General features: G+C 49.1%; 24 protein-coding genes. 19 read left to right on the top strand and 5 right to left on the bottom strand.

From position 1 onward, the window contains the following. Positions 1-38: 38 nt before the first annotated feature. On the bottom strand, positions 39-770 hold the full coding sequence (locus VF724_RS10925) for a YheC/YheD family protein (protein ID WP_371754280.1): 732 nt from the start codon (positions 768-770) through the stop codon (positions 39-41). Positions 771-1,060: 290 nt separating this feature from the next. After that, complete coding sequence (locus VF724_RS10920) at positions 1,061-1,249, bottom strand: cold-shock protein (RefSeq protein WP_371754279.1); 189 nt, start codon at positions 1,247-1,249, stop codon at positions 1,061-1,063. A gap of 383 nt (positions 1,250-1,632) precedes the next feature. Between VF724_RS10920 and VF724_RS10915 the strand changes: the two genes are divergently transcribed. From VF724_RS10915 to VF724_RS10895, 5 genes are read left to right on the top strand one after another with little or no spacing between them, the layout of a single operon-like run. Continuing rightward, a complete protein-coding gene (locus VF724_RS10915) occupies positions 1,633-2,346 on the top strand; it encodes a CpaB family protein (RefSeq protein ID WP_371754278.1) in 714 nt (237 codons plus the stop codon). A gap of 30 nt (positions 2,347-2,376) precedes the next feature. Continuing rightward, complete coding sequence (locus VF724_RS10910; protein ID WP_371754277.1) at positions 2,377-3,636, top strand: CpaE/TadZ family protein; 1,260 nt, start codon at positions 2,377-2,379, stop codon at positions 3,634-3,636. A 25-nt stretch (positions 3,637-3,661) separates the two neighbouring features. After that, positions 3,662-5,053 carry an ATPase, T2SS/T4P/T4SS family gene (locus VF724_RS10905; protein ID WP_371754276.1) on the top strand — a complete coding sequence of 464 codons (1,392 nt, stop codon included), beginning with the start codon at positions 3,662-3,664 and terminating at the stop codon, positions 5,051-5,053. Next, on the top strand, positions 5,050-5,985 hold the full coding sequence (locus tag VF724_RS10900; protein WP_371754275.1) for a type II secretion system F family protein: 936 nt from the start codon (positions 5,050-5,052) through the stop codon (positions 5,983-5,985). Before VF724_RS10905 ends, VF724_RS10900 begins: the two co-directional genes overlap by 4 nt. Positions 5,986-6,010: 25 nt before the next feature. Continuing rightward, complete coding sequence (locus VF724_RS10895; RefSeq protein WP_371754274.1) at positions 6,011-6,910, top strand: hypothetical protein; 900 nt, start codon at positions 6,011-6,013, stop codon at positions 6,908-6,910. Here the strand turns inward: VF724_RS10895 and VF724_RS10890 are convergent. Together VF724_RS10890 and VF724_RS10885 are read right to left on the bottom strand one after the other, a co-directional pair. Next, positions 6,907-7,107, bottom strand: coding sequence for a transposase (locus VF724_RS10890; RefSeq protein ID WP_371754273.1), 201 nt, complete (start codon positions 7,105-7,107; stop codon positions 6,907-6,909). The two genes, VF724_RS10895 and VF724_RS10890, sit on opposite strands and share 4 nt — an antisense overlap. Next, a complete protein-coding gene (locus VF724_RS10885; protein WP_371754350.1) occupies positions 7,089-7,838 on the bottom strand; it encodes a hypothetical protein in 750 nt (249 codons plus the stop codon). Before VF724_RS10885 ends, VF724_RS10890 begins: the two co-directional genes overlap by 19 nt. A gap of 229 nt (positions 7,839-8,067) precedes the next feature. Here VF724_RS10885 and VF724_RS10880 point away from each other — a divergent pair, with 229 nt between their 5' ends. From VF724_RS10880 to VF724_RS10820, 13 genes are all read left to right on the top strand, one after another. After that, positions 8,068-8,220: a hypothetical protein gene (locus tag VF724_RS10880; RefSeq protein ID WP_371754272.1), complete on the top strand. Its 153-nt coding sequence runs from the start codon at positions 8,068-8,070 to the stop codon at positions 8,218-8,220. A gap of 18 nt (positions 8,221-8,238) precedes the next feature. Further along, entirely contained in the window at positions 8,239-8,385 is a 147-nt protein-coding gene (locus VF724_RS10875; protein ID WP_371754271.1) for a hypothetical protein, read from the top strand. 4 nt (positions 8,386-8,389) lie between these two features. Beyond that, positions 8,390-8,815, top strand: a complete 426-nt coding sequence (locus VF724_RS10870; RefSeq protein WP_371754270.1) for a hypothetical protein — start codon at positions 8,390-8,392, stop codon at positions 8,813-8,815. A gap of 308 nt (positions 8,816-9,123) precedes the next feature. Beyond that, complete coding sequence (locus tag VF724_RS10865) at positions 9,124-9,609, top strand: hypothetical protein (protein ID WP_371754269.1); 486 nt, start codon at positions 9,124-9,126, stop codon at positions 9,607-9,609. A 131-nt stretch (positions 9,610-9,740) separates the two neighbouring features. Beyond that, positions 9,741-10,274, top strand: coding sequence for a hypothetical protein (locus tag VF724_RS10860; RefSeq protein ID WP_371754268.1), 534 nt, complete (start codon positions 9,741-9,743; stop codon positions 10,272-10,274). Between the two features lie 143 nt (positions 10,275-10,417). Beyond that, positions 10,418-11,602, top strand: a complete 1,185-nt coding sequence (locus tag VF724_RS10855; protein WP_371754267.1) for a M24 family metallopeptidase — start codon at positions 10,418-10,420, stop codon at positions 11,600-11,602. Positions 11,603-11,727: 125 nt separating this feature from the next. Continuing rightward, the gene (locus VF724_RS10850) at positions 11,728-12,105 is read left to right on the top strand and encodes an ATPase (protein WP_371754266.1); all 378 of its coding nucleotides are present in this window, start codon (positions 11,728-11,730) and stop codon (positions 12,103-12,105) included. A gap of 144 nt (positions 12,106-12,249) precedes the next feature. Continuing rightward, a complete protein-coding gene (gatC, locus tag VF724_RS10845; protein WP_371754265.1) occupies positions 12,250-12,537 on the top strand; it encodes an Asp-tRNA(Asn)/Glu-tRNA(Gln) amidotransferase subunit GatC in 288 nt (95 codons plus the stop codon). Between the two features lies 1 nt (position 12,538). Beyond that, positions 12,539-14,020 carry an Asp-tRNA(Asn)/Glu-tRNA(Gln) amidotransferase subunit GatA gene (gatA, locus tag VF724_RS10840; protein WP_371754264.1) on the top strand — a complete coding sequence of 494 codons (1,482 nt, stop codon included), beginning with the start codon at positions 12,539-12,541 and terminating at the stop codon, positions 14,018-14,020. Positions 14,021-14,049: 29 nt separating this feature from the next. Next, the gene (gene gatB / locus VF724_RS10835; RefSeq protein WP_371754263.1) at positions 14,050-15,498 is read left to right on the top strand and encodes an Asp-tRNA(Asn)/Glu-tRNA(Gln) amidotransferase subunit GatB; all 1,449 of its coding nucleotides are present in this window, start codon (positions 14,050-14,052) and stop codon (positions 15,496-15,498) included. 111 nt (positions 15,499-15,609) lie between these two features. Beyond that, positions 15,610-16,065 (top strand): GNAT family N-acetyltransferase, encoded by a 456-nt coding sequence (locus VF724_RS10830; protein ID WP_371754262.1) that lies wholly within the window; start codon positions 15,610-15,612, stop codon positions 16,063-16,065. Positions 16,066-16,307: 242 nt separating this feature from the next. Beyond that, positions 16,308-16,742, top strand: a complete 435-nt coding sequence (locus tag VF724_RS10825) for a Fur family transcriptional regulator (RefSeq protein WP_371754261.1) — start codon at positions 16,308-16,310, stop codon at positions 16,740-16,742. 152 nt (positions 16,743-16,894) lie between these two features. Next, positions 16,895-18,661, top strand: a complete 1,767-nt coding sequence (locus VF724_RS10820; RefSeq protein ID WP_371754260.1) for a glycosyl hydrolase family 18 protein — start codon at positions 16,895-16,897, stop codon at positions 18,659-18,661. Between the two features lie 46 nt (positions 18,662-18,707). Here VF724_RS10820 and VF724_RS10815 read toward each other — a convergent pair whose 3' ends face one another. Beyond that, a complete protein-coding gene (locus tag VF724_RS10815) occupies positions 18,708-19,061 on the bottom strand; it encodes a DUF2614 family zinc ribbon-containing protein (RefSeq protein WP_371754259.1) in 354 nt (117 codons plus the stop codon). A gap of 152 nt (positions 19,062-19,213) precedes the next feature. Between VF724_RS10815 and VF724_RS10810 the strand changes: the two genes are divergently transcribed. Next, the gene (locus tag VF724_RS10810; protein WP_371754258.1) at positions 19,214-20,080 is read left to right on the top strand and encodes a nucleotidyltransferase-like protein; all 867 of its coding nucleotides are present in this window, start codon (positions 19,214-19,216) and stop codon (positions 20,078-20,080) included. Positions 20,081-20,250 lie beyond the last annotated feature (170 nt).

Raw genomic sequence — 20,250 nt, 5'->3', positions numbered from 1 at the left:
CATGGAGGCTTTTGCATGAAAGCATGTGTCAACGGAAATTACGAAGCTTTTCGGAATCTGAGAATCCGGTGATACATGCTTTTGTCCTGTAAATGTCTGAATAAGGAAACGCTTGGGGCAAAATTGGATTCGATGATCCAAACTTTCCCGTTGAGGTCAATTCCCATATCGATGCCAAACACTCTTTTTGCCGGAAAACGGTTTCCCAAAACCTTGGCAGTGAGCAGAGAAATACGGTCTAGCTCCGCTTCGATGGTCTTCTGCGGGATATGCTTTACCGTTGAACGCGACAGCGCCGTTCCTACGGATAGTATCTTTCCGCGGCTTCTGTGCATATTGGTGACAATGAAACCCGGTCCCGCAACCTTGGCTAATTTACCGGTAACGACCCAATTCTGACCCGGCATTCTTTGAACCATAACTCGTACGTCAAAAGGCCTGCCGGCAATTTGCGCAAGCGGGATCCGCTGCTGAATAATATAAGCTCTTCCGCGCGTCAATTGTCTGATTTTGGCATAGGCTGTATCACGGTTCAAATATTTGCGCTTATAAGAATCCTTGTGAATATGGTAAATTTCCCCCTCCTTGGAAACTTGAACGATTCCATAACCCCCCTGGCCGTTGGACGGTTTCACGATAACATTTTCAAACTGGCGCAACATTGTCCATAATTGGGGCTTGCTGAATAATGCGGTTTCCGGAATATGGGGGTTAAGGGCATCATCGGTTTTCAAAAGTTGAATTCTCCGCCATTTATAACCTGTTCCCAATTCGTATCCTCCTTATTTTGCGAATCCCGACGCTATCGACAACTAATTTCGTTACGCGTCCTAAATGCGAATTCTTCAGGGACGCATCGCGCGCTATTTTCATCACCTGTTGGTGCCATTGGAAATGGCATGGGACGTCTGTATTAATTTATGACGGTTCAGCGCATTCGGTGATTATCAATGATCAGATGCATGCAATTACGGAAAGCATGAACAAGCCTGTTTTGAACAGGGGGAACGAATGGCGGAGAGTGGGAACGGAATAACTTGCAGGCGGGGTGAGCGCCGAATTATTTCACGTAGTTTTGCAAAACCGGCAGCGTCTTGATTTCATTGACCATTTGTGAATGGCAAAGCGGGCAGATGGGCTGCTCCTCAAAGGTGTAATCGGTTCTCATCCAGCCGTTGCAATTTTCATTGCTGCAGTTCCAAACCGGAAACTCTGCTTCCGGGATTACTTCAATATTTTTTTTAAACAAAGTCAACGTCCTCCTTTTGTGCGATTCTTTACCGCATAAGAATTTATAAGTTTCCGGCCCTTGGAAAGGCAAATTCTTATCGGCATGAAAAACTTCATTTAATCGCGGTCCCGCTCCTTTGAAGAACTTCGATAGAAGTTTTTCATATATAATATGTGTTATACAAAGCAGTTATATTCAGTTTTGGAAAACTATGCAGAAGAAAAATGACTTAAGGCAATCTGAAAAAAATTATCGAAAGTCATAAGAATTTGTAGACAATTGCTCCATTCTTTGATATGATAATTCTACAATTAAATCCAGGATATGGTTTGCGAAGGACGCAAGCTCCGGTAACGGGAGTTGTGTCTTTTTTTGTTGCCGAAGAAACGGGGTGTTTATGAATGATGAACCGCAGAAGAAATTTTATGATCAGCCTGTTATCCGCTTTGGCTGCGCTGCTGCTCGTTTTCGGGGTATATAAGCTGCAACTGCAGCAGGTCGAGCTCCAGAAAACAGTCAATGTTGTCGTACCCAAGGACTTTATTCATGCAGGAACGATGATCACTTCTGATCTGGTTGAATATCGGCCCGTTCTGACCGGGGCGTACAGGGACGAAATGGTCAAAGAAATCGGTCAGGTGGTCGGTATGGAAACCTTGCTTCCGCTTGGTGCGGGAGAACCGGTTCTGCGATGGAAGGTCGACCGGTTTAACCTTCTCCCGAGGGGGGATCAATCGACTTTCCAAATTCCCAAGTCCTACATTTTATCCGTATCGAACGGAATTCGGGCAGGAGATAAGGTTCGGCTCTACATCTCGGATGGAGACGGGGGCTCGAGGCGGTTGTTTGACGAACTGGTCACGGTTGCATCCGTCAAGTCCGCTGCGAATGTGGAGGTGGACGATGTCCGGCAGTCCAATCTGCTGTCAAAGGCGAACAATGACCGGGAAAAAATGTACGCTTCGCGAAGAGACGCCAACGGGGCGATCGATTCGATCAACCTGAACCTGACGGAGGAACAATGGCTGGCTATCGACAGCTTGTGCAAATCGCGGGAAAGCAAGCTGGTGATTGCATTTGCATCGTTCTCCATTACCAAAAAGCCGGGTGAATAGAAGAAGAAAGCTATACGAGGAGGGCTGAACATGAGGATTGCTTATATTGCCGTGGATTCACTATTGTCGGAGCAATGGATGAAGTCTCAGGCTGAATTCGGCTGCGAGTCCGTTTTCTTTGAAGACACGTTAGGCGCCTTGGAGGATGAGAGACGGGGAGAGTGGGACGTTCTCGTGCTTTCGGACCGTTGCGTACCGTTAGCGGACATCGGTCCCGTAATCGACGGTTTCCGCGGGTTGTCGGAAAGCTTGAAGGTGATTATCCTGCTTTCAAACCATCACGATACGGACGTCAATGATAAGTATATGAAAGCCTGCATTGCCAACCAAGTGGAGTATATCGCGCCCGGACGTTCCGTCCAAGCCGTTGTCAACGAAATTCACAGATTGATTTTCGGCGCTGTTGCGGCGTCACGGCCGCAGCGGAATTCCACGGTGCTGTTTTTGGGGACGACGCCGAATATCGGCGCAACGACAGCGTCATTCGGAACAGCTGTGCAGTTGGCCCGGAGAACGGGACTTATCATCGGCTATCTTTGTTTGAATTTGAAAAGCTCAAAGCTGCACCGTTATTTGGGCATCGAGCAACCGAGAACTACACTTGACGGCATTCGCGCAGAGATTAAATCAATGAGTTTAAATGAGAGCAGGCTGCTTCAATTATGCGAACGTTTGGGGGAACTCCCCAATTTGAGTATTTTATTCGGCAACATGCTGCGCGAGCAGGCTGAATACTATACGCCGGAGGATATCGAATATTTGCTTCAGCTTGCAGAGAGAACCTTCGATCTCTGCGTGATTGGGGTGGGCGCGTATTGGGATAATTCAGCGACAGTCTGCTCAGCCCTGTTCGCCGATACGAAAATTGTGGTCACCACACCGCAGTTGAGTCACTTTCAGGAGGATTTTGTCCGGTGGGCGAAGAACATGATTCCGGTTTTTGGGTTGAATACAGGAGAGTTCGATCTATTGATTACACAATCGGAGTCTATGGGCGGCGAAGGCTTTCATGCCAAGGAGATTGGCAGAGAGACGGGCCTGCAGGTGATCGGGGAGCTGCGAAAATACGGGTATTTGGATTCCTGGCTGAACCGGGGGAAGCTGCTTGAACTCATGCTTCATCATCCGGAGTTGAGCGGGGATTTGCAGCGACCTACGACCCTACTGATGAAGCTCTTTGGATTGCCCGAGGTTAAAACGGAGGAGAAAGGCGCGGGGTGGTTGAAACGCTGGTTTTCAGCGCAGCGTTCGCGGATCGGAACAAAAGTTGTGATGAAAGGAGGGAAATAACATAGAGTCAAAGCGTAGATTTTCAGTGCTGGCGTATTCTGAGAAGTATCGTGAGAACCGCGTTGACGGTCACCGCAAGCAGGATAAAGCTCAACCCGGGCAGGAAAGCACGGGCGTGTCGAATGAACGATTTCAGGAGTTGATCGAGGATGTCCGCGGCTTTCTAATGGAGACCAGAGCGAAAACGGAAGCTGAGAAATTGGCGCATAACGAGATGATCAATCGCTCGGTGCTGGGGTATGCTGAGGAACGCAAAAAAGTGCTGGCCGTCATCAGCGATTACCTGATGAAGAAGAGGCGGCAGCATGTTCCGCCGCCGAAGCAATACGAAACGTTGGCGGAAGCGGTTTTCGCGGAAGTGATCGGAATGAGCGTGCTTGAACCTATTTTGAAGGAGCACGAAGGACTGGAAGAGATTCAAGTGGTCGGGGAGCAGATATTTGAAGTACGCGGGGGAAAAAGCAAGGCATCCAGGTACAGATTTGATTCGCTGAAGGATGTGGAACGGATTCAGCAGAATTTGGTTCTTTTCAACAAGGATACATTAACTCCCCGGAAGCGTTGGGCGGAAGTCATGTTGAACGACGGATCGAGGGTGACGTTGACGGGTTTCGGATACACATCCGAACCGACGATTACGATCCGGTTTTATACGGTCAGACATTTTACGCTGAAGGGATTGTGCGAACCGCGGTACAGTACGATCGACGATTCCATACGCTCTATTCTGCAGTGCCTTGTTAGGGCCTGCTTTAACATCGTGGTCATCGGCCCCACCAATTCTGGCAAAACACATTTCATCAAAGCCCTGATTTCGGAAATGCCCGACGACGAGCGGATCGTCACCATCGAATCGCGTCACGAATTGATGCTGCGCAGGGATTTTCCCGGCAAAAACATCATCGAATATGAAATTGACGATGAAGATGAGCTTCATTCCGGGAGGCAGGCTTTCAAGCTCGCATTAAGGCAGTCGCCCAAAAGAATTTGTCATGCCGAGATTCGCGATGCAGACGCCAATATTTATGTCCGTGCATGCACGCGCGGACACGACGGCAGCATTACATCCGTTCATGTCAGCCAGCTTGAAGATGCTCCCGATGCCATTGCGGACATGTGCATGCAGGACGGCAGAAGAGTTGATCCTGGCAGACTGCGCAAGCGGATAACCGAATATGTGACGCAAATCGGTATTGAAATGGCTGTTGTTGAAGATCGGCGGAAGATCGTCCGACTTGGGGAGTTCGTGTATCGGCAGGAAGAAGTAACCGTTCGGGATATCGTCTTATATGATCGTCTATCCCGACAATGGGTTTTCCCAAGCCCATTCACCGCCAAATCGTCTTCCAGAATCCGAAGGTTTGACGAATCAGGATTCCGCCGCCTAGAGGAAATGGGGATGGTGGAGAAAGAATGATTGCTGTCGCCAAAGCGGCTCTGCTCCTACTTCTGCTGATTCTTTTTTATTTGTTTATCCGTTTGATGCTGTTGTCACTGATCTCCCGGCAATCGATACGGGGAAGGCTGTCGTATCAAAGAAACCGCAAGTACCTGCAGCGGCTTGCAGCCGGTTTTCCATTGCTTCGGCGGATTCACGGGCATGTGAAGATTTTGAACGTATCTGTAGGCAAATCAGGCGGAACTCAAGCTTTTTTCGTTTGGACAGCGATGCTCTCACTAAGCGGTATTATCCTGGGCACCTTGTTTTTCGACGGATTCAGAGGAGTCGTTTCGGTTGCACTGATGCTGGGCGGGCTTCCTTATTTGTTTCTCAGGATCAGGCTGTTTAATTTGCAGATGCAAACTCGTTTGGAGCTGCTGCCTGCCCTGGAGGTCTTTTACCATTCCTATGTGCTGTCTGAGAACAAAAATATCCGGTCGGTCCTGAAGGACAGCTTGAAGGGGAATCGCCTTCGCTACCCGATGAAGCCGATTATGGAACAGCTCTATCGGAATCTGATGATCGGAAAGGAATATGAGGACGGGCTGCATATTTTTGAAGTTGCCTTAGGCAGTTTGTGGGGCGGCTACTTCTCCGGGATTCTGCGGGTCGGGCTTGAGGAAGGAGTGGATGTTTCCGAAAATCTGAGAGAACTGATTGAGGACATGCGCAGAGCCCAACGGACGGATCAAATCGACCGGAACCGGCTTTTGGAGATTCGCATGGCAAATTTCACTCCAATCGTTTTTTTGAGTGTCTTCATGCTTATCAATTTCAAACTGAATTTTCAGCAAGCATATCATTATTATGTTGTGGACGCCACGGGGAGGGAGATGCTGCTTGACGCTTTCGTATTGATTTTCGTTTCTTTTCTGGTCGGCATTTATTTATCCGTTAGAAGAATCTAAATGAAACTGATAAAGGGGAATGCTGATGTCTTTTTTGATGATGACCTGGATCATCCGCATCGGCGATGCATTGGTTTTTATGCTGCTGCTGTACAGTGTGCGGCTGCTCCTGCTGGGTATGACGTTCAGACGTCCGAGATGGGCATTGGGCAATATACGTAATTCTTCGCAAGGATTTTCACCGCCCTATTGGCTGCTCAGGCTGCTGCTGATCCCGATTGATGAAAGCAAGCTGGCTCCCAAGCGCCAGCTGCTGACGGAGTCCGGATTTTCCGCAGATGTGATCCGATATGAACTGCTGATCCGACTTGCGGGTGTGGCTGCGATACTAATCGGAATCTTGGGATATTGGCTAGCCCGAAAGCATTTCATTTTTGTCGGATGGTCACCCTATTCGCTTGAATGGTTTGCAGCGGCGCTGCTGTTGCTGCTGTTTTTTGACAGCCGTCTGCTTTCTCTGCTGAAACAAAGAAGGAGCCGCAGCATCGTGAACGAGGTGTATTTGTTGAGCCGCCAGCTTCTTTATTTTTCCGGTTCATCGATGAACCTTCACCATAAGCTGGTGCGCTGCGTGCCATTGACGAAGGCGATCCGCCCGCAAATGAATTTGCTGGTGAACGAATGGTATCAGGATGCGGAAAGGGCGATTGAACGTTTCGCCGGGAGGCTGGCCACCGAAGAGGGCCGCCACTTTGCGGAAACTCTGCGCTCCCTCCGCCTTTATGATCACGAGCAGTATTACGAGGTACTGCGGCAGAGAACCAAAGACTACAAACATAAAATCGAGCTGATCAAGGAGAGCCGAAAGGAGATGAATTCATACGTCCTGTTCGTGTTGGCGGGTATTCCAATCCTGAACACGTTTCGTATCTTCATTTATCCATGGTTGGCGGAGGGAAGAAAGCTGTTTGATATGTTGGGTTAACGGCGACCGGACGCACCCCTTTTGCGCAGCGACCCAACTTTTATGAGCCGAGATTCAACGCCTTTAAAATCGCCGGACTGGTTTTCCGTCCATGCGAGGCCTGCATATTTCGCGAGGGCCATCTGGTTCGGGAAACGCGAGATGTCGCCAATCTCCGAGATGAGTCCTGCGGCAAAGATCAGGCCAATTCCTGGCACGGACGTGAGCGTCTGCGGGATGGTGCCAGATGCTCCTCGATCGCTTTCTGAAGCGATTTCGCTTGCTCTTGGAGCGACCGAATAATCCGTATGTTGGAAGCCATAGCAAGGTTCACCGAGTCCGACATCGCCTTAGGCAACCTGTAGGAAGAGCGTGCTGCCTTCTGTAGTGCCTTCGCCACTTCCTGCGGATTGTCGAAGCGATTCTTTCCGCACTGCACCACGAAGACAAGCAAATCGTCGACGGACATCTCGATGATGTCCTCGACACTGGCAAACTCTTGCATGACCGCTAAACTGTTCGCCGACGTCTTCTTTCCGAAAGATCCGGTCGCATAACTGCTGAACTTTAAAAACAGGTTGGTCAGCAGGAAATTGGTCTCCCGTGCCAAATTCTGTACAATGTGGTAACGAGTCCGTGTCAGACGCTGAAGGGCTGCTAAGGATTCGCTCCACGTGACGTCAAGAAAATGAGTCTTCTTGAATGCCTTAATGAGACTCGGGTTGAACACGTAGACGCTGTGCTCATATGGAGCAAAGTCGAGGACGCTTTCCAAGTACCGGGCGAGATGGCTGGAGTAACAGCCGGTCGCCTCCAGACCGAAGCGGATATGTGTTAAGCTGTGCTTTTGCATCAGTGCTGCGATCCGCTCGCGCAGAGTAAGTACGCCGGGTTCGCCATTGGAGACGGTGAAACGGCTTAGCGATTTGACGCTGTCACCTTGAGGCAGGCAACAGACGACGTTGTTCTTGCTGCTTACATCGATCCCGACAAAGACATCACTGGATCGTAAACACCTAAATTAATTTCGTCCCGCTGGGGCTCCCGCGCTTCGCTTGGGCTACGTCCTCCAGCAGGGTAACATTATTCAGTTTTCAAAGAGCACGAAAAATCAAAAGAGCAATTTCCAATTCAATTAAGAATCGGTAACTGCTCTTAGCATACAAGGGGGGAATAGCGTGAGAAGCATATTGATTACGGTCATGATGCTGATTGTTGTCGCAGTCATGTTCACGACCATGATTTCCGACGGCACGACAGGCATCAAAGCGAAGATTGAAGAAAAAGGCACTGCTGCGAATACGCAAATCAGCGGTTTGAGCACGAATTGACTAAAGGGGGTAACGAACATGAGATCCTTGCTTATGACGGTAATGCTGATCATAGCTGTAATCACCATCTTTAATCATACGGTTGAAGGACCAACCGGGACGAAGAATGTTGTTAAGGCTCAGGGTCAACAAATCAATCAAACCATTCGCAGTTTGAGTCCTTGAAGCGATGAAGCAAATTCTGGTGTTTATTTTGTTTGCCGCGCTGCTCAGCTGGGCCATGTTTTCACCCATTTACAAGCATGTGTTGATTGTCCGGCAGGCTGTTCTGCAGCAAGAGGTCGACTATTTGCTTGAGGTGGGGGCCAATGCTTCGCATGGATGCATCGATTCGTCGATGCTTGCGGAGTCCAAGTCCAGGCTGGCCGACCGGGGGTTTCAAACGGAAAAGCTGATTTATGACGTAACCACGACTTCCGGGGTAGACGGGACCAATCCGGGAGACCCGGTTATCCGCGGCACGGGCATACAGTTGGAAATCAGCTATCCGTATGAAAAGCTGTTCGAAATTGACAGGTTAATCGGGGTTGCGCCTCCCAATCCGCAATCCAGAATGCGCGCAACCGGCGTTAAAATGAGCGAGTACGTGCCGTAGGAAGCTGTCCGACGAAGCGAAATGATGAAATATTTATTCCAGTTGCATTCATTTATGGTTGCCTCCAGCTGTGCATTGGAAAGTGCCTCAAAGCTCCGTTGTTTTGAGTTTCTTTTATGAATGGGCTTATCGATGGTTGAAACTCAAAGCAAAAGTCGCTTATCCGGCATCTTTCCATTACTCCGCTTCCGCAACAAATGAATACTCTTAATAAATTCACGAAAATCAGTCCGTCGGACAGACTCCCAGGAGACCGGACAGATTCCTCAATGGCGGAATGTGCGCGGCAAAGGAGCGGAGCAACGAAGGTGTACAAATTAGTTGCCTATTTGCTGATATTGGTGCTCGGCATGATGCTGAATGCGCTGCAGACAGATGAAGAGATGGCGATGAAGGCACTGTTTCAGGCGAAACACGCTTTGAACCGGGCTGCGCATGCGGCTGCCCAGCAGTTGGATGTTTCGAAGCTGCCCGCCGGAGTTTACAGCATTGATCCGCTCAGGGCGGAGACGACGGCTTTAAGCTATTTGCAGCGGAATTTGCGGCTTGACGCATCCAATCACCCTTTGCCGGGAACATTTTTCAAGCAGCAGATTGAGATTCTGGTCTTTGAGGTTATCAATGAAGATCGCGGGTTTCCCTATATCTATGAAAATGCGGACTACGGATACAAGGTTACGCTTGCAAGGCCGGGGGTAATCCTGATCATCCGCGTCGAATATCCGCGCATGTTCAACATTATGGGTCCCGTTACGTGGGAAATCAAAGGGGCTGCGGAAATTTACGAGGCTTAAAGAAGAATAAGTGCAGTTTAATTGCAGCCTATTAAAAGGAGATTAAAAACATTTTCTAATATAATGTAAATTTTCTATAATTAGTAAAATAGACTTATTAATACAAATCATAAATAGGGGGGATGAAAATTATGTTAAAGCTGAAGAACAAAATATTTCTTTTCTTATCAATGATTCTCGCTGTTGCCAGCCTCGTTGCAGTCAGTGCGTTTGCCCAAACTAACGATCCAGTAGTACAAAATCAACTGCGGTCCCATATTAATCTTCACAAACCCATGTCAGATGTGGAAAACCCCAAGGTCATGAAAATGCTGAACGATTCCTGGAATCTTGGAAAAAATAAAATATCCAATCAACAACCCGAATTGAATTTGAATAATTGGGAAATCGTGGACAGCGGCGATATTGACATCTCTTTTACCAATCAATTGACTTATGAGGAAGCTTCTTCATTTAACGCCGCGCTTTTCAGTGACGAAAGAAAACACAACTTGGAGTATGGGGATAAATTTCCTGCACTGTTGTTGAATCCTGCCAAAAACCACGCGATGCTCTTCTGGGAAAAGTACAATGGAAATTACTTTTTCATTAATATCGAATCCACGCCCCAAAAAGACGGAACATTAAGATGGCACGTTGCCGGAACGGCTGAGGTACCCAAATAGTAAGCAAGTCATAGTAAAAAGTCGCCTGACGGATTCTGAATTCGCAGACGGCTTTTTTCATTTTTACTTGGTCGTGTTTTGCAATGGATTCAATTATAATCAGAATAGATGTTGCAGCAGAACACGAAATTGGAGGGGTTGGAGTGAACGAATTCAACGATAGGATCAGGAGACTTCAGGAACGGATGCGGCAGGAAGGAACGGACGGTTTTTTGGTCACGCAAAACGTGGATTTGTATTATTTTACGGGATCTATGCAGATCGGCTACTTGTTCGTGCCGGTTGAGGGGGAACCGCGCTTTTACGTGCGAAGAAGCCTGCAGCGCGCTCAAGTTGAGTCTGCTTTCCCTGCTGTCGGGCTTGGTTCTTTCCGTTCCTTCGGGGATAAAGTGAAGGGAGATTTCAGCACCGTGTTTTCCTCCGGGAAATCGCCCGTGATCGCCACGGAATTCGATGTGCTTCCGGTGCAGGTTTTCCAACGCTTGGAGGCCGCTTTCGGTGCAGTGGAATGGAAAGACGGCTCGATGGCCGTTCGGGAGCTGCGGATGATCAAATCGGAGCAGGAAATCGCCCTGCTGAGAAAGTCGGCGCAAATTGCCGATCAGGCATTGGACTTTGCTTTGTCGCGGCTTAAAGAAGGAGCGACAGAGCTCGAACTGGTCTCCGATATCGAGTATCGCACCCGTCAGTTGGGCCATATGGGAATGATCCGCATGCGCGGTTATAATCAGGAACTGGTAACCGGAATGGTCGGCAGCGGCAGCGCGATCTCCATGCCTACTGGCTTCGACGGACCAGCGGGCGGACAAGGACTCGGACCCGCTTTTCCGCAAGGATCCGCCCGCCGTGCGATTGCCGCCAATGAACCGATTTTGATGGATATTGGCTGCATGATCGACGGTTATGTCTCCGATCAGACTCGTACTGTGGTGATTGGAGAGCTGCCGGAGAAGCTGCAAAAAGCTTACGAGGTTTCGGAGCAAATTTTGCGCAAGGCGGAATCCATGCTGAAGCCCGGTACAATTTGTGAGGATCTGTATGTCATGGCACTTGAGCACGCCAAGGATGCCGGTCTCGAGGAGCATTTCATGGGCTATGGAGAGGATCAGGTGAAATTTCTCGGTCATGGCATCGGCCTGGAAATGGATGAGCTGCCCGTTCTGGCCAAAGGTTTCAAGTATCCGCTGCAGCCGGGCATGGTAATAGCCGTTGAGCCGAAATTCACCTTTCCGGGAACAGGTGTCATCGGGATAGAGAATACGTACGCCATTACGGACGACGGCTTTGAAAAGCTGACTCTCACACGGGAAGGCATCATACAAGTGTAAGGGAGACCGAGCTCAAAATAAATAGACGAACGCCTTTTTTCTGGCAGGATCAACGTATGTACTTGATTCGTATGGCAAAATACATATAATTAGTAGAAACACCACCTTATAAAGGGGGAAGGAACATGTATCGCCTGGGTCAAAAAGTATACGTTGTTTCCGACAAGTTTGAACAGAACCTTCCGATCGGCCAACATGCCTACATCATCGCTTATGAACGCAATGCGGACAACGCTTTTGATTATGTGATCAGGATTCCCAAATTGAACAAGCATTATTATGTGCCTGCTTCGGATATAGAATTGGAAGAAGTGCTGCTGCGGCAGGAAGCCGACCGCATTGAGAAGGAAGCGTTGATTGATTTTGCTCTGGCCACCAAGAATCAAGAATTATTCCTGCGCATCATGAATGGCGGCATCAATGAGAAGGCCGAGCAGGATGAGAACAAGCTCTTGAGCCAGGAGGAGTTCGTCAAGCAGGTCAACCTGAAAGCTTGGATTTAATAAATTCGCAAGTCCCAACAAGGTTCGGATTCGATAGAACAAGAGAGCGGCCCATCGGGCTGCTTTTTCTTATGCTGGATTGAGATCAAAAAACAAGTAAGCTATAATATGAAGAATGATTAGAGAGTGATTGGAGGTACATTCATGAGCATTTCGGTGAACGATGTGGAGCATGTAGCCAAGTTGGCCAGACTTGAGCTAAGCGAACCGGAGAAGCGGCAATTTACCGAGCAATTGAACAAAATATTGAATTTCATGGAAAAGCTCAATGAATTGGATACGGACAATGTGAAGCCGACCAGCCACGTGTTGCAGCTTTCCGATGTGATGAGGGAGGATGAGGTGCGTCCGTCCTGGCCGATCGACAAAGTCATGCGGAACGCGCCGGATGAAGAGGACGGGCAATTCAGGGTACCTGCCATATTGGATTAGGATGATCAAGGAGGAAGGAATCGTGTCGTTATTTCGTTTGAGCATCAAGGAAATACATAACCGTTTGATCCGAAAAGAACTGTCCGTTCGCGATTTGGTGGATGAATCCTTCAACAGGATCGGCGCGGTTGATTCACAAGTGAAGGCTTTTCTGACCTTGAATGAAGAACAGGCAAGGACTGCCGCAGGCCAATTGGACGAGCAGCTGGATTCGGGAGTAAGAGAACGGGGGCTGCTGTTCGGGCTGCCGGTCGGCATCAAGGACAACATTGTAACGGAAGATTTGGTGACAACCTGCGCCAGCAAGTTTTTGTCCAATTATCGCCCGATTTATAACGCATCCGTCGTCCAAAAGCTGAAGCAAGCGCAAACCGTCACGATCGGCAAGCTGAACATGGACGAATTCGCCATGGGCGGTTCCAATGAAAATTCGGCTTTTTATCCGACTCGCAATCCTTGGAATACCGAGCATGTTCCTGGAGGCTCCAGCGGGGGATCTGCGGTTGCCGTCGCCGCCGAGGAGGTTTATTTTGCGCTCGGCTCGGATACGGGCGGCTCCATCAGGCAACCGGCCGCTTACTGCGGAGTCGTCGGTTTAAAGCCTACCTATGGTTTGATCTCCCGTTTTGGACTGGTCGCATTTGCTTCATCCTTGGATCAAATCGGACCGATCACCAAGAATGTGGAGGATTCCGCATATTTGCTGCAGGCGATAGCCGGACACGATTCGCTGGACTCAACCTCGGCGAATGTGGAGATTCCCGATTACATCGGCGCTTTGACCGGGGATGTCAAAGGACTCCGCATCGCGGTTCCCAAAGAATACATCGGGGAAGGCGTCGCGCCCGGAGTCAGGGACAAAGTGCTTGCGGCTTTACGGGTCTTTGAACAAATGGGCGCGGTTTGGGAAGAAGTTTCCCTTCCCCATACGGAATATGCCGTCGCGGCATACTACATTCTCGCATCATCCGAGGCGTCTTCGAATTTGGCTCGCTATGACGGGGTTCGCTACGGCGTCCGGGCGAAAAATGCGAACGATCTTGCGGATGTGTATTACAAATCGAGAAGCGAGGGCTTCGGAACGGAAGTCAAGCGCCGCATTATGCTGGGAACTTATGCATTGAGCTCAGGCTATTACGACGCATATTATTTAAAGGCGCAAAAAGTGCGGACTCTGATCAAGCAGGATTTTGACGAGGTCTTCGAAAAATTCGATGTGATCATCGGTCCGACCGTTCCAACCCCGGCGTTCAGAATCGGGGAGCAGGTCGATGATCCGCTGACGATGTACCTGAACGATATTTTGACGATTCCGGTCAGCTTGGCCGGCGTACCGGCCATCAGCGTTCCCTGCGGATTGGCGGACGGACTGCCGGTCGGGCTGCAAATCATCGGCAAATCGTTCGACGAATCCATCGTGCTTCGGGCTGCCCACGCCTTTGAACAGCAGACGGAGCACCATAAACTTAGACCCCGGCTGTAATCTCGGTGCGAATTCAAGGAGGGTGACAAATGACGGCGGTTGATACGAAATACGAAACGGTCATCGGACTCGAGGTCCATGTTGAACTGCATACAAAAACGAAGATTTTCTGCGGCTGCTCCACTTCGTTCGGGGCGCCTCCGAACACGCACACCTGCCCGATCTGCCTCGGGCACCCCGGCGTGTTGCCGGTGCTGAACAGACAGGCGGTGGAATATGCGATCAAAGCGGCTCTGGCGTTGAATTGCGAAATTGCCGCAGAGAGCAAATTCGACCGGAAAAACTATTTTTACCCCGATCTTCCGAAGGCGTACCAGATTTCCCAATATGACAAGCCGATCGGTGAACACGGCTGGATTGAAATCGAAGTGAACGGCGAGAAAAAACGGATCGGCATCACCAGAATCCATCTTGAGGAGGATGCCGGAAAGCTGACGCACGGCGAGGGCGGATTCGATTCGCTGGTCGATTTCAACCGGGTCGGCACGCCTCTGATCGAGATTGTTTCCGAACCGGATATGCGTTCTCCCGAAGAGGCGAGGGCCTATTTGGAGAAGCTTAAGTCGATCATTCAGTACTGCGACGTCTCCGACGTTAAAATGGAGGAGGGCTCGCTCCGCTGCGACGCCAACGTCAGCATTCGCCCGTTCGGGCAAAAAGAGTTCGGGACCAAAGCCGAGCTGAAGAACATGAACTCCTTCCGCGGTGTTCAGCGCGGGCTGGAATATGAAGTGAAAAGACAGATCGAAACGGTCGAAAGCGGCGAGCAAATCGTACAGGAGACGAGACGCTGGGACGAAGCGCAGGGCAAAACCTTCTCGATGCGCAGCAAGGAGGAAGCGCACGATTACCGTTATTTCCCCGACCCCGATCTGGTCACGCTGTTCATCGATGAGGCGTGGAAGGAACGGATCCAAGCGACGATTCCCGAGCTGCCGGACGCGCGCAAAGCCCGTTATACAAGCAAATACGGACTTACGGATTATGATGCGGAGGTTATCACGGCTTCGCTCAAGATTGCCGAATTGTTCGAGCGGAGCTTGAACTATACGAAGGATGCCAAAGCGGTTGCCAACTGGATCATGGGCGATCTTCTCGGTTATTTGAATACAAATAATATTGAGATCGGCGATGTGCAGATTACCGGACAAGGTCTTGGGGAAATGATCGATTTGATTGAAAAAGGCACGATCAGCGGCAAAATTGCCAAGACGGTGTTCAAAGAAATGCTTGAAACCGGCAAAGCGCCCGGCAAAATCGTCGAGGAAAAAGGCCTGGTTCAGATCAGCGACGAAGGAGCCATCAAGTCGGTTGTCGAGCAGATCGTTGCCGAAAATCCGCAATCGGTCGCCGATTATAAGGCTGGTAAAGAAAAAGCGATGGGATTTTTGGTCGGACAAGTTATGAAGGAAACCAAAGGAAAAGCGAATCCGGGCCTCGTCAACAAGCTGATCAAGGAAGCGTTGGATGCTTCCTGAAGGGAGCATTGATCGATAAACCAGTGATCCGAAGCATTCATCCGAGTGCAGCCGCCGTCTTTATACGGCGGCTGCTTGGCGTAAAATTTTGCATATATAGGGAGCGGTCCTATGACCATACGAAAAATCTGTTTGACAGACGATACGGAAGTGGAGCAGCTTTGGTATTTGCAGCAGCTCTCCTACCGGATCGAGGCGGAATGGAACGGTCTGCAGGCCATCCCCCCGCTGATGGATACGATCGAGACGATACGCAACTGCGGGGAAATTTTTTACGCCGATTTTGAACAGGAAGAGATGATCGGAGCCGTATCCTATATGAAAGACCGGGAATCGGTCACGGTATGCAGATTGATGGTTCATCCGGAGCATCTTCGCAAAGGTGTGGGAGGACGTCTGCTGCAGCTTGTCGAGGAAGCGGAACCCGGCATTTCAATGTTCAAAGTTGTGACCGGAAGCAAAAACCTGCCGGCGATCGGGCTTTATACCAAACACGGATACAGCGCCGGCGGAAGAAAAGAAGCGCCTGCAGGCATCAAGCTCACGGCCTTCATAAAGAATAAGTGAATCGTATCCGGATCAGGCTTTCGGCGGCGATATCGAATACTCCGGTACAGGCAAGTTAACAATAATGTTTATACCGAATTCGACGATTCATATCGAACAATATCGTCCAAAAATATACAGTTTGGGAAAGCTCATTGACAAATTGTTATTGACAAAAGTAAAATGATTGTAAATAAAGCATTATTGCAATTTCTACAAACTTCGCGCTTGCGGTGCGTTAATGAGGAAAGGCGGGACGGAACATGACGTCCAAAATTGATGAGGCTTTGGATAAATTAAAACACTCGGGTATTCGGATGACCCCACAGCGGCATGCGATTTTGTCATATTTGATGAATGAAAGATCCCATCCGAGCGCTGATGAGATATATAAAGCGTTGGAACACAATTTTCCCAGTATGAGCGTTGCTACGGTATACAATAATTTGAAGGTGTTTATCGATTACGGTTTGGTTCGGGAATTGACATATGGCGATGATGCCAGCAGGTACGATGCCGATATGTCCGAACATTATCATGCGATCTGCGAGCGCTGCGGAGAAATTACCGACTTTGATTATCCCCGGCTCAAGGCAGTCGAGGAAGCGGCTTTTGAGCAGACCGGCTTTCAGCCTGACGGACACCGCCTTGAGATTTACGGGATTTGCAAGCAGTGCGCCGATATTACCAAACATTAATGCTGCCGGATTCCCACCTTTTTTGTCATTGTATAGTATAATGAGACGTGATTCGAATTTTCCTTTCTTGGGAAATCGGCACGTCTTTTTTACGTGATGACGGAATATGCAATAAGATAGATAGAATAGAATCGTATATGGGGGGGGATGAAGTGGAGAATCAAAGCATTTCCAGAATTCACTCCAGGAAGACTCCTGGTTCCAGGATTCCTGCGGGCCTGCTCTTTCTTTTGCTGTTGGTGGCGGCAGGGACAGGAATGATGATTTTCATTTTATGGGACAAGTATTCCCCCAATAATTCCCGCGTTTTTCCCGATTTTCATGGTTTTGATCACCCTATTTATTATCGTGGCCAATTATTGAATATGCCCGCGCTCGGAAGCGGTGAGAGTTTGAAATTTCCTCTGCCGGTCATTCAGGATAAGATCGATTCCACTGCGGTTTATGAACAGGAGAGCGATTCGGTGATTATCACGACGCAGGACAAAGTGCTGCGCATGCGAACGGACCGTCTGACCGCTATGCTGAATGAACAACCGATGAAGCTTTCTTTCCCGGTAGAAAAAACCGAGGGGGCCGTCTATTTGCCTATGGTGCCGCTCAAGACTTATTTTCAGATCAATTGGTCTGAAGCCCCCGATACGGGAGCGGTTTTACTGATGAAGGACGGTGATGTCCTGCAGTGGGGCAAAGCCAATTTGCCTGAAAACGGAAAACCCCAGCAAGTGCCATTAAGAACGCACCCCACGATCAGGGCCCCGATTGTGGCCGAATTGCCGAATCAAGGCGATGTGATGATCTGGAAAGAAGTAGACGACTGGTATCTGGTACAGTTGCCAAACGGGATTACCGGATACGTTCCCAAAACCAAATTGGTGCTGGACCGGACAGAAGTGATCACAGCATCGGACAAGTCCCGTCCGTTTATTCCGTGGAGTCCGGTTGGCGGTAAAATTGTGATGTCTTGGGAACAGGTCATCAACAAAAATCCGGATACCTCACAAATTTCCGATATGCCGGGCTTAAATGTCATCAGCCCGACATGGTTTCATCTTGAACGCAATCAGAAAGGCGATTATTCAATCAGAAATCAAGCAGATCCGGCGTATGTCAAATGGGCGCATGACCAAGGTTACCAGGTTTGGGCGCTGTTCTCCAACAGCTTTGATCCCGATTGGACCACCGAGGCAATCGCCACGTACGATTCAAGAATGAAGCTGATCCGGCAGCTGCTCGCATTTGCCGAGATGTACGATTTACAGGGCATCAACATTGATTTTGAGAACGTGTATGTCAAGGATAAGGCCAAATTGACGCAGTTTGTCAAAGAAATGACCCCACTGATGCACGAACAGAATCTGGTTGTTTCCATCGATGTAACGGTACGCGGGGGGAGTCCGAACTGGTCGCTGTTTTTTGATCGGGAAGCCTTGGCCAAGACTGTGGACTATATGATTGTGATGACTTACGATGAGCATTGGGCAAGCAGTCCGGATGCGGGGTCGGTGGCATCCTTGCCCTGGATGGAGAAGGGCGTCGCGGACTTGATCGAGCATGACCATGTTCCCTCGAATAAGCTGATCATGGGGATTCCTTTTTATACCCGCTTATGGACGGAAACAGTGCAGCAAGGTAAAACCCCCGTTAAATCAAAGGCGGTCCAAATGAGCTATGTACAGAGAGTGATCCGGGAAAAAAAGCTTCAACCTAAATTCGATCCGGCCACGGGCCAGCTTTACATTGAGTATCCGGAAAACGGCAATACGGTGAAAATTTGGATTGAAGACGAAGGCTCGGTGCAGTCCCGAATGAAACTGATCTCAAAATATGATTTGGCCGGCGTTGCAGCATGGAAAAGAGGATTCGAAACTCCGGAAATCTGGAATGTAATCGAGCGAACTCTGCAAAAAAGACCCTGACTTCCCGGTTGCGGAGGGCAGGGCCTTTTTTCAGGGACGAGGCAGTTTAAGATTTTTGTTCCAAGGATGTCTGGGTATTGGACAGGTTCGGATCGAGCGTCAAAATCGTTTTGCAGAACATGCATCGGTCAGTGGCGCCAAGCATCTTGGTTTGTTTGCCGCATTCGGGGCATTTCAGAATGACTGCGCTCGTGGAGAGCATGCCGGCCCAGAAGTAGATAGCCATGCTGCCCATCATGCTGATCATCCCGAGAATCAGAAAAATTCCCGCTATCAACTGTCCTTGCCTGCCCCAAAGCAGGATCCCGGCAGTGCCGAGAATCATGATGCCCATTCCGGCCAAGGTCAGAAGCAGCCCCCATAAACGAAATTCATTGATTTTGCCAGTTTTAAAAAACATCATTTTTCTCCTTTTTTCGTCAAAGTTGTCGTTAATTTTGGCAGGAAACACAAAAAACATGTAGAAATATATGCTTCAATATCTCAACATCTCAACAACTCTCTCTGCAAGGTCTTGAATTCTTTGGAACAAGTTCGGAGGTCTGAAGCAACATGGACAAAATCAAGAATTACGTCTCGAGGAGATATCGAAACGATCATCGAATCCGAAGTGTATTGATCGTGCAGACCGTCGGACCCTTCAGTCCGGTGATTGACGGGTTTGATATCCTGCTTCTGATCGTCAGCGACGATCTCTCGCGAAAGGATTTCACTACTCATTATATAAAAGAAGGCAGCCGTGTACAAGAACGTTGGGTCAATGCGGAAGGATTGGAATTGTGGGTATTATCCGGGGATAACCGAAGCATCATTCAATGGATCCTGCAAGGGGATATCATTTTGGATCGCGGTGATTATTTGGATAAAATGAAGCACAGGCTGCTGGAATTTCCGCTAGCGCTTCGGGAACAAAAACTGCTGATTGAGTTCTCCATGTTTCTGCGAAAGTATTTGCTCAGCAAGGACTATCTGCGGGAAGGACAAATCTTCGATGCATACAGCAACGTCTTGGAGGCTCTGTTTCATTGGGCGCATCTGGCAATTATCGAAGCGGGATATCATCCTGAAGTAACGGTTTGGCAGCAAATTCACCGTATCAATGCAGGCGTCTATAAGCTGTACGAGGAACTGGCGTTGAGCAGGGAAACGATTGAGCAGCGAATCGAACTGGTTCTGTTGGCCTGCGAATTTTCCGTTATGGCCAAGATGGGCAAATACTGCGCGCTTTTGATCCGGATCATGAACAGCCGAAGTGAACCGTGGACTCCGATGGAGTTGGTGGAACACCCGGAATTGAAAGGACTGCACATTGAGATGGTTCTTGTGCTGCACAATTTGGTCAAGCGGCATTTGATCAAAGAGGTGGCAGTGGCCGATACGGAGGATATCGATCACATTCAATTAAAGTACTCGTGTTAAGCTCAAGTTATGAGCAAAGGAACGCCGGTTTCCGGCGTTTTTTTGTTTTTTAAAAAAACCAGACATTGGACTGTCAAACGTCTGAGAAAATGTCACCTTAACTCGTCCGAGAAAATGTCACTTTTGTAGTGTTCCGAGCCACCGTTAGGTGGCTTGGACTGTCTTTGAAT

Source organism: Ferviditalea candida (genome assembly GCF_035282765.1).
Taxonomy (GTDB): Bacteria; Bacillota; Bacilli; order Paenibacillales; family KCTC-25726; genus Ferviditalea; species Ferviditalea candida.
This window is presented reverse-complemented; position numbering and strand designations above follow the sequence as displayed.

What these genes read in the sequence shown, in the direction of transcription:
- VF724_RS10915 (WP_371754278.1), top strand. Translation starts at nt 1,633, where the DNA reads ATGATGAACCGCAGAAGAAATTTTATGATCAGCCTGTTATCCGCTTTG.
- VF724_RS10910 (WP_371754277.1), top strand. Translation starts at nt 2,377, where the DNA reads ATGAGGATTGCTTATATTGCCGTGGATTCACTATTGTCGGAGCAATGG.
- VF724_RS10900 (WP_371754275.1), top strand. Translation starts at nt 5,050, where the DNA reads ATGATTGCTGTCGCCAAAGCGGCTCTGCTCCTACTTCTGCTGATTCTT.
- VF724_RS10895 (WP_371754274.1), top strand. Translation starts at nt 6,011, where the DNA reads ATGTCTTTTTTGATGATGACCTGGATCATCCGCATCGGCGATGCATTG.
- VF724_RS10875 (WP_371754271.1), top strand. Translation starts at nt 8,239, where the DNA reads ATGAGATCCTTGCTTATGACGGTAATGCTGATCATAGCTGTAATCACC.
- VF724_RS10870 (WP_371754270.1), top strand. Translation starts at nt 8,390, where the DNA reads ATGAAGCAAATTCTGGTGTTTATTTTGTTTGCCGCGCTGCTCAGCTGG.
- VF724_RS10860 (WP_371754268.1), top strand. Translation starts at nt 9,741, where the DNA reads ATGTTAAAGCTGAAGAACAAAATATTTCTTTTCTTATCAATGATTCTC.
- VF724_RS10850 (WP_371754266.1), top strand. Translation starts at nt 11,728, where the DNA reads ATGTATCGCCTGGGTCAAAAAGTATACGTTGTTTCCGACAAGTTTGAA.
- gatC (WP_371754265.1), top strand. Translation starts at nt 12,250, where the DNA reads ATGAGCATTTCGGTGAACGATGTGGAGCATGTAGCCAAGTTGGCCAGA.
- gatA (WP_371754264.1), top strand. Translation starts at nt 12,539, where the DNA reads ATGATCAAGGAGGAAGGAATCGTGTCGTTATTTCGTTTGAGCATCAAG.
- gatB (WP_371754263.1), top strand. Translation starts at nt 14,050, where the DNA reads ATGACGGCGGTTGATACGAAATACGAAACGGTCATCGGACTCGAGGTC.
- VF724_RS10830 (WP_371754262.1), top strand. Translation starts at nt 15,610, where the DNA reads ATGACCATACGAAAAATCTGTTTGACAGACGATACGGAAGTGGAGCAG.
- VF724_RS10825 (WP_371754261.1), top strand. Translation starts at nt 16,308, where the DNA reads ATGACGTCCAAAATTGATGAGGCTTTGGATAAATTAAAACACTCGGGT.
- VF724_RS10815 (WP_371754259.1), bottom strand. Translation starts at nt 19,061, where the DNA reads ATGTTTTTTAAAACTGGCAAAATCAATGAATTTCGTTTATGGGGGCTG.
- VF724_RS10810 (WP_371754258.1), top strand. Translation starts at nt 19,214, where the DNA reads ATGGACAAAATCAAGAATTACGTCTCGAGGAGATATCGAAACGATCAT.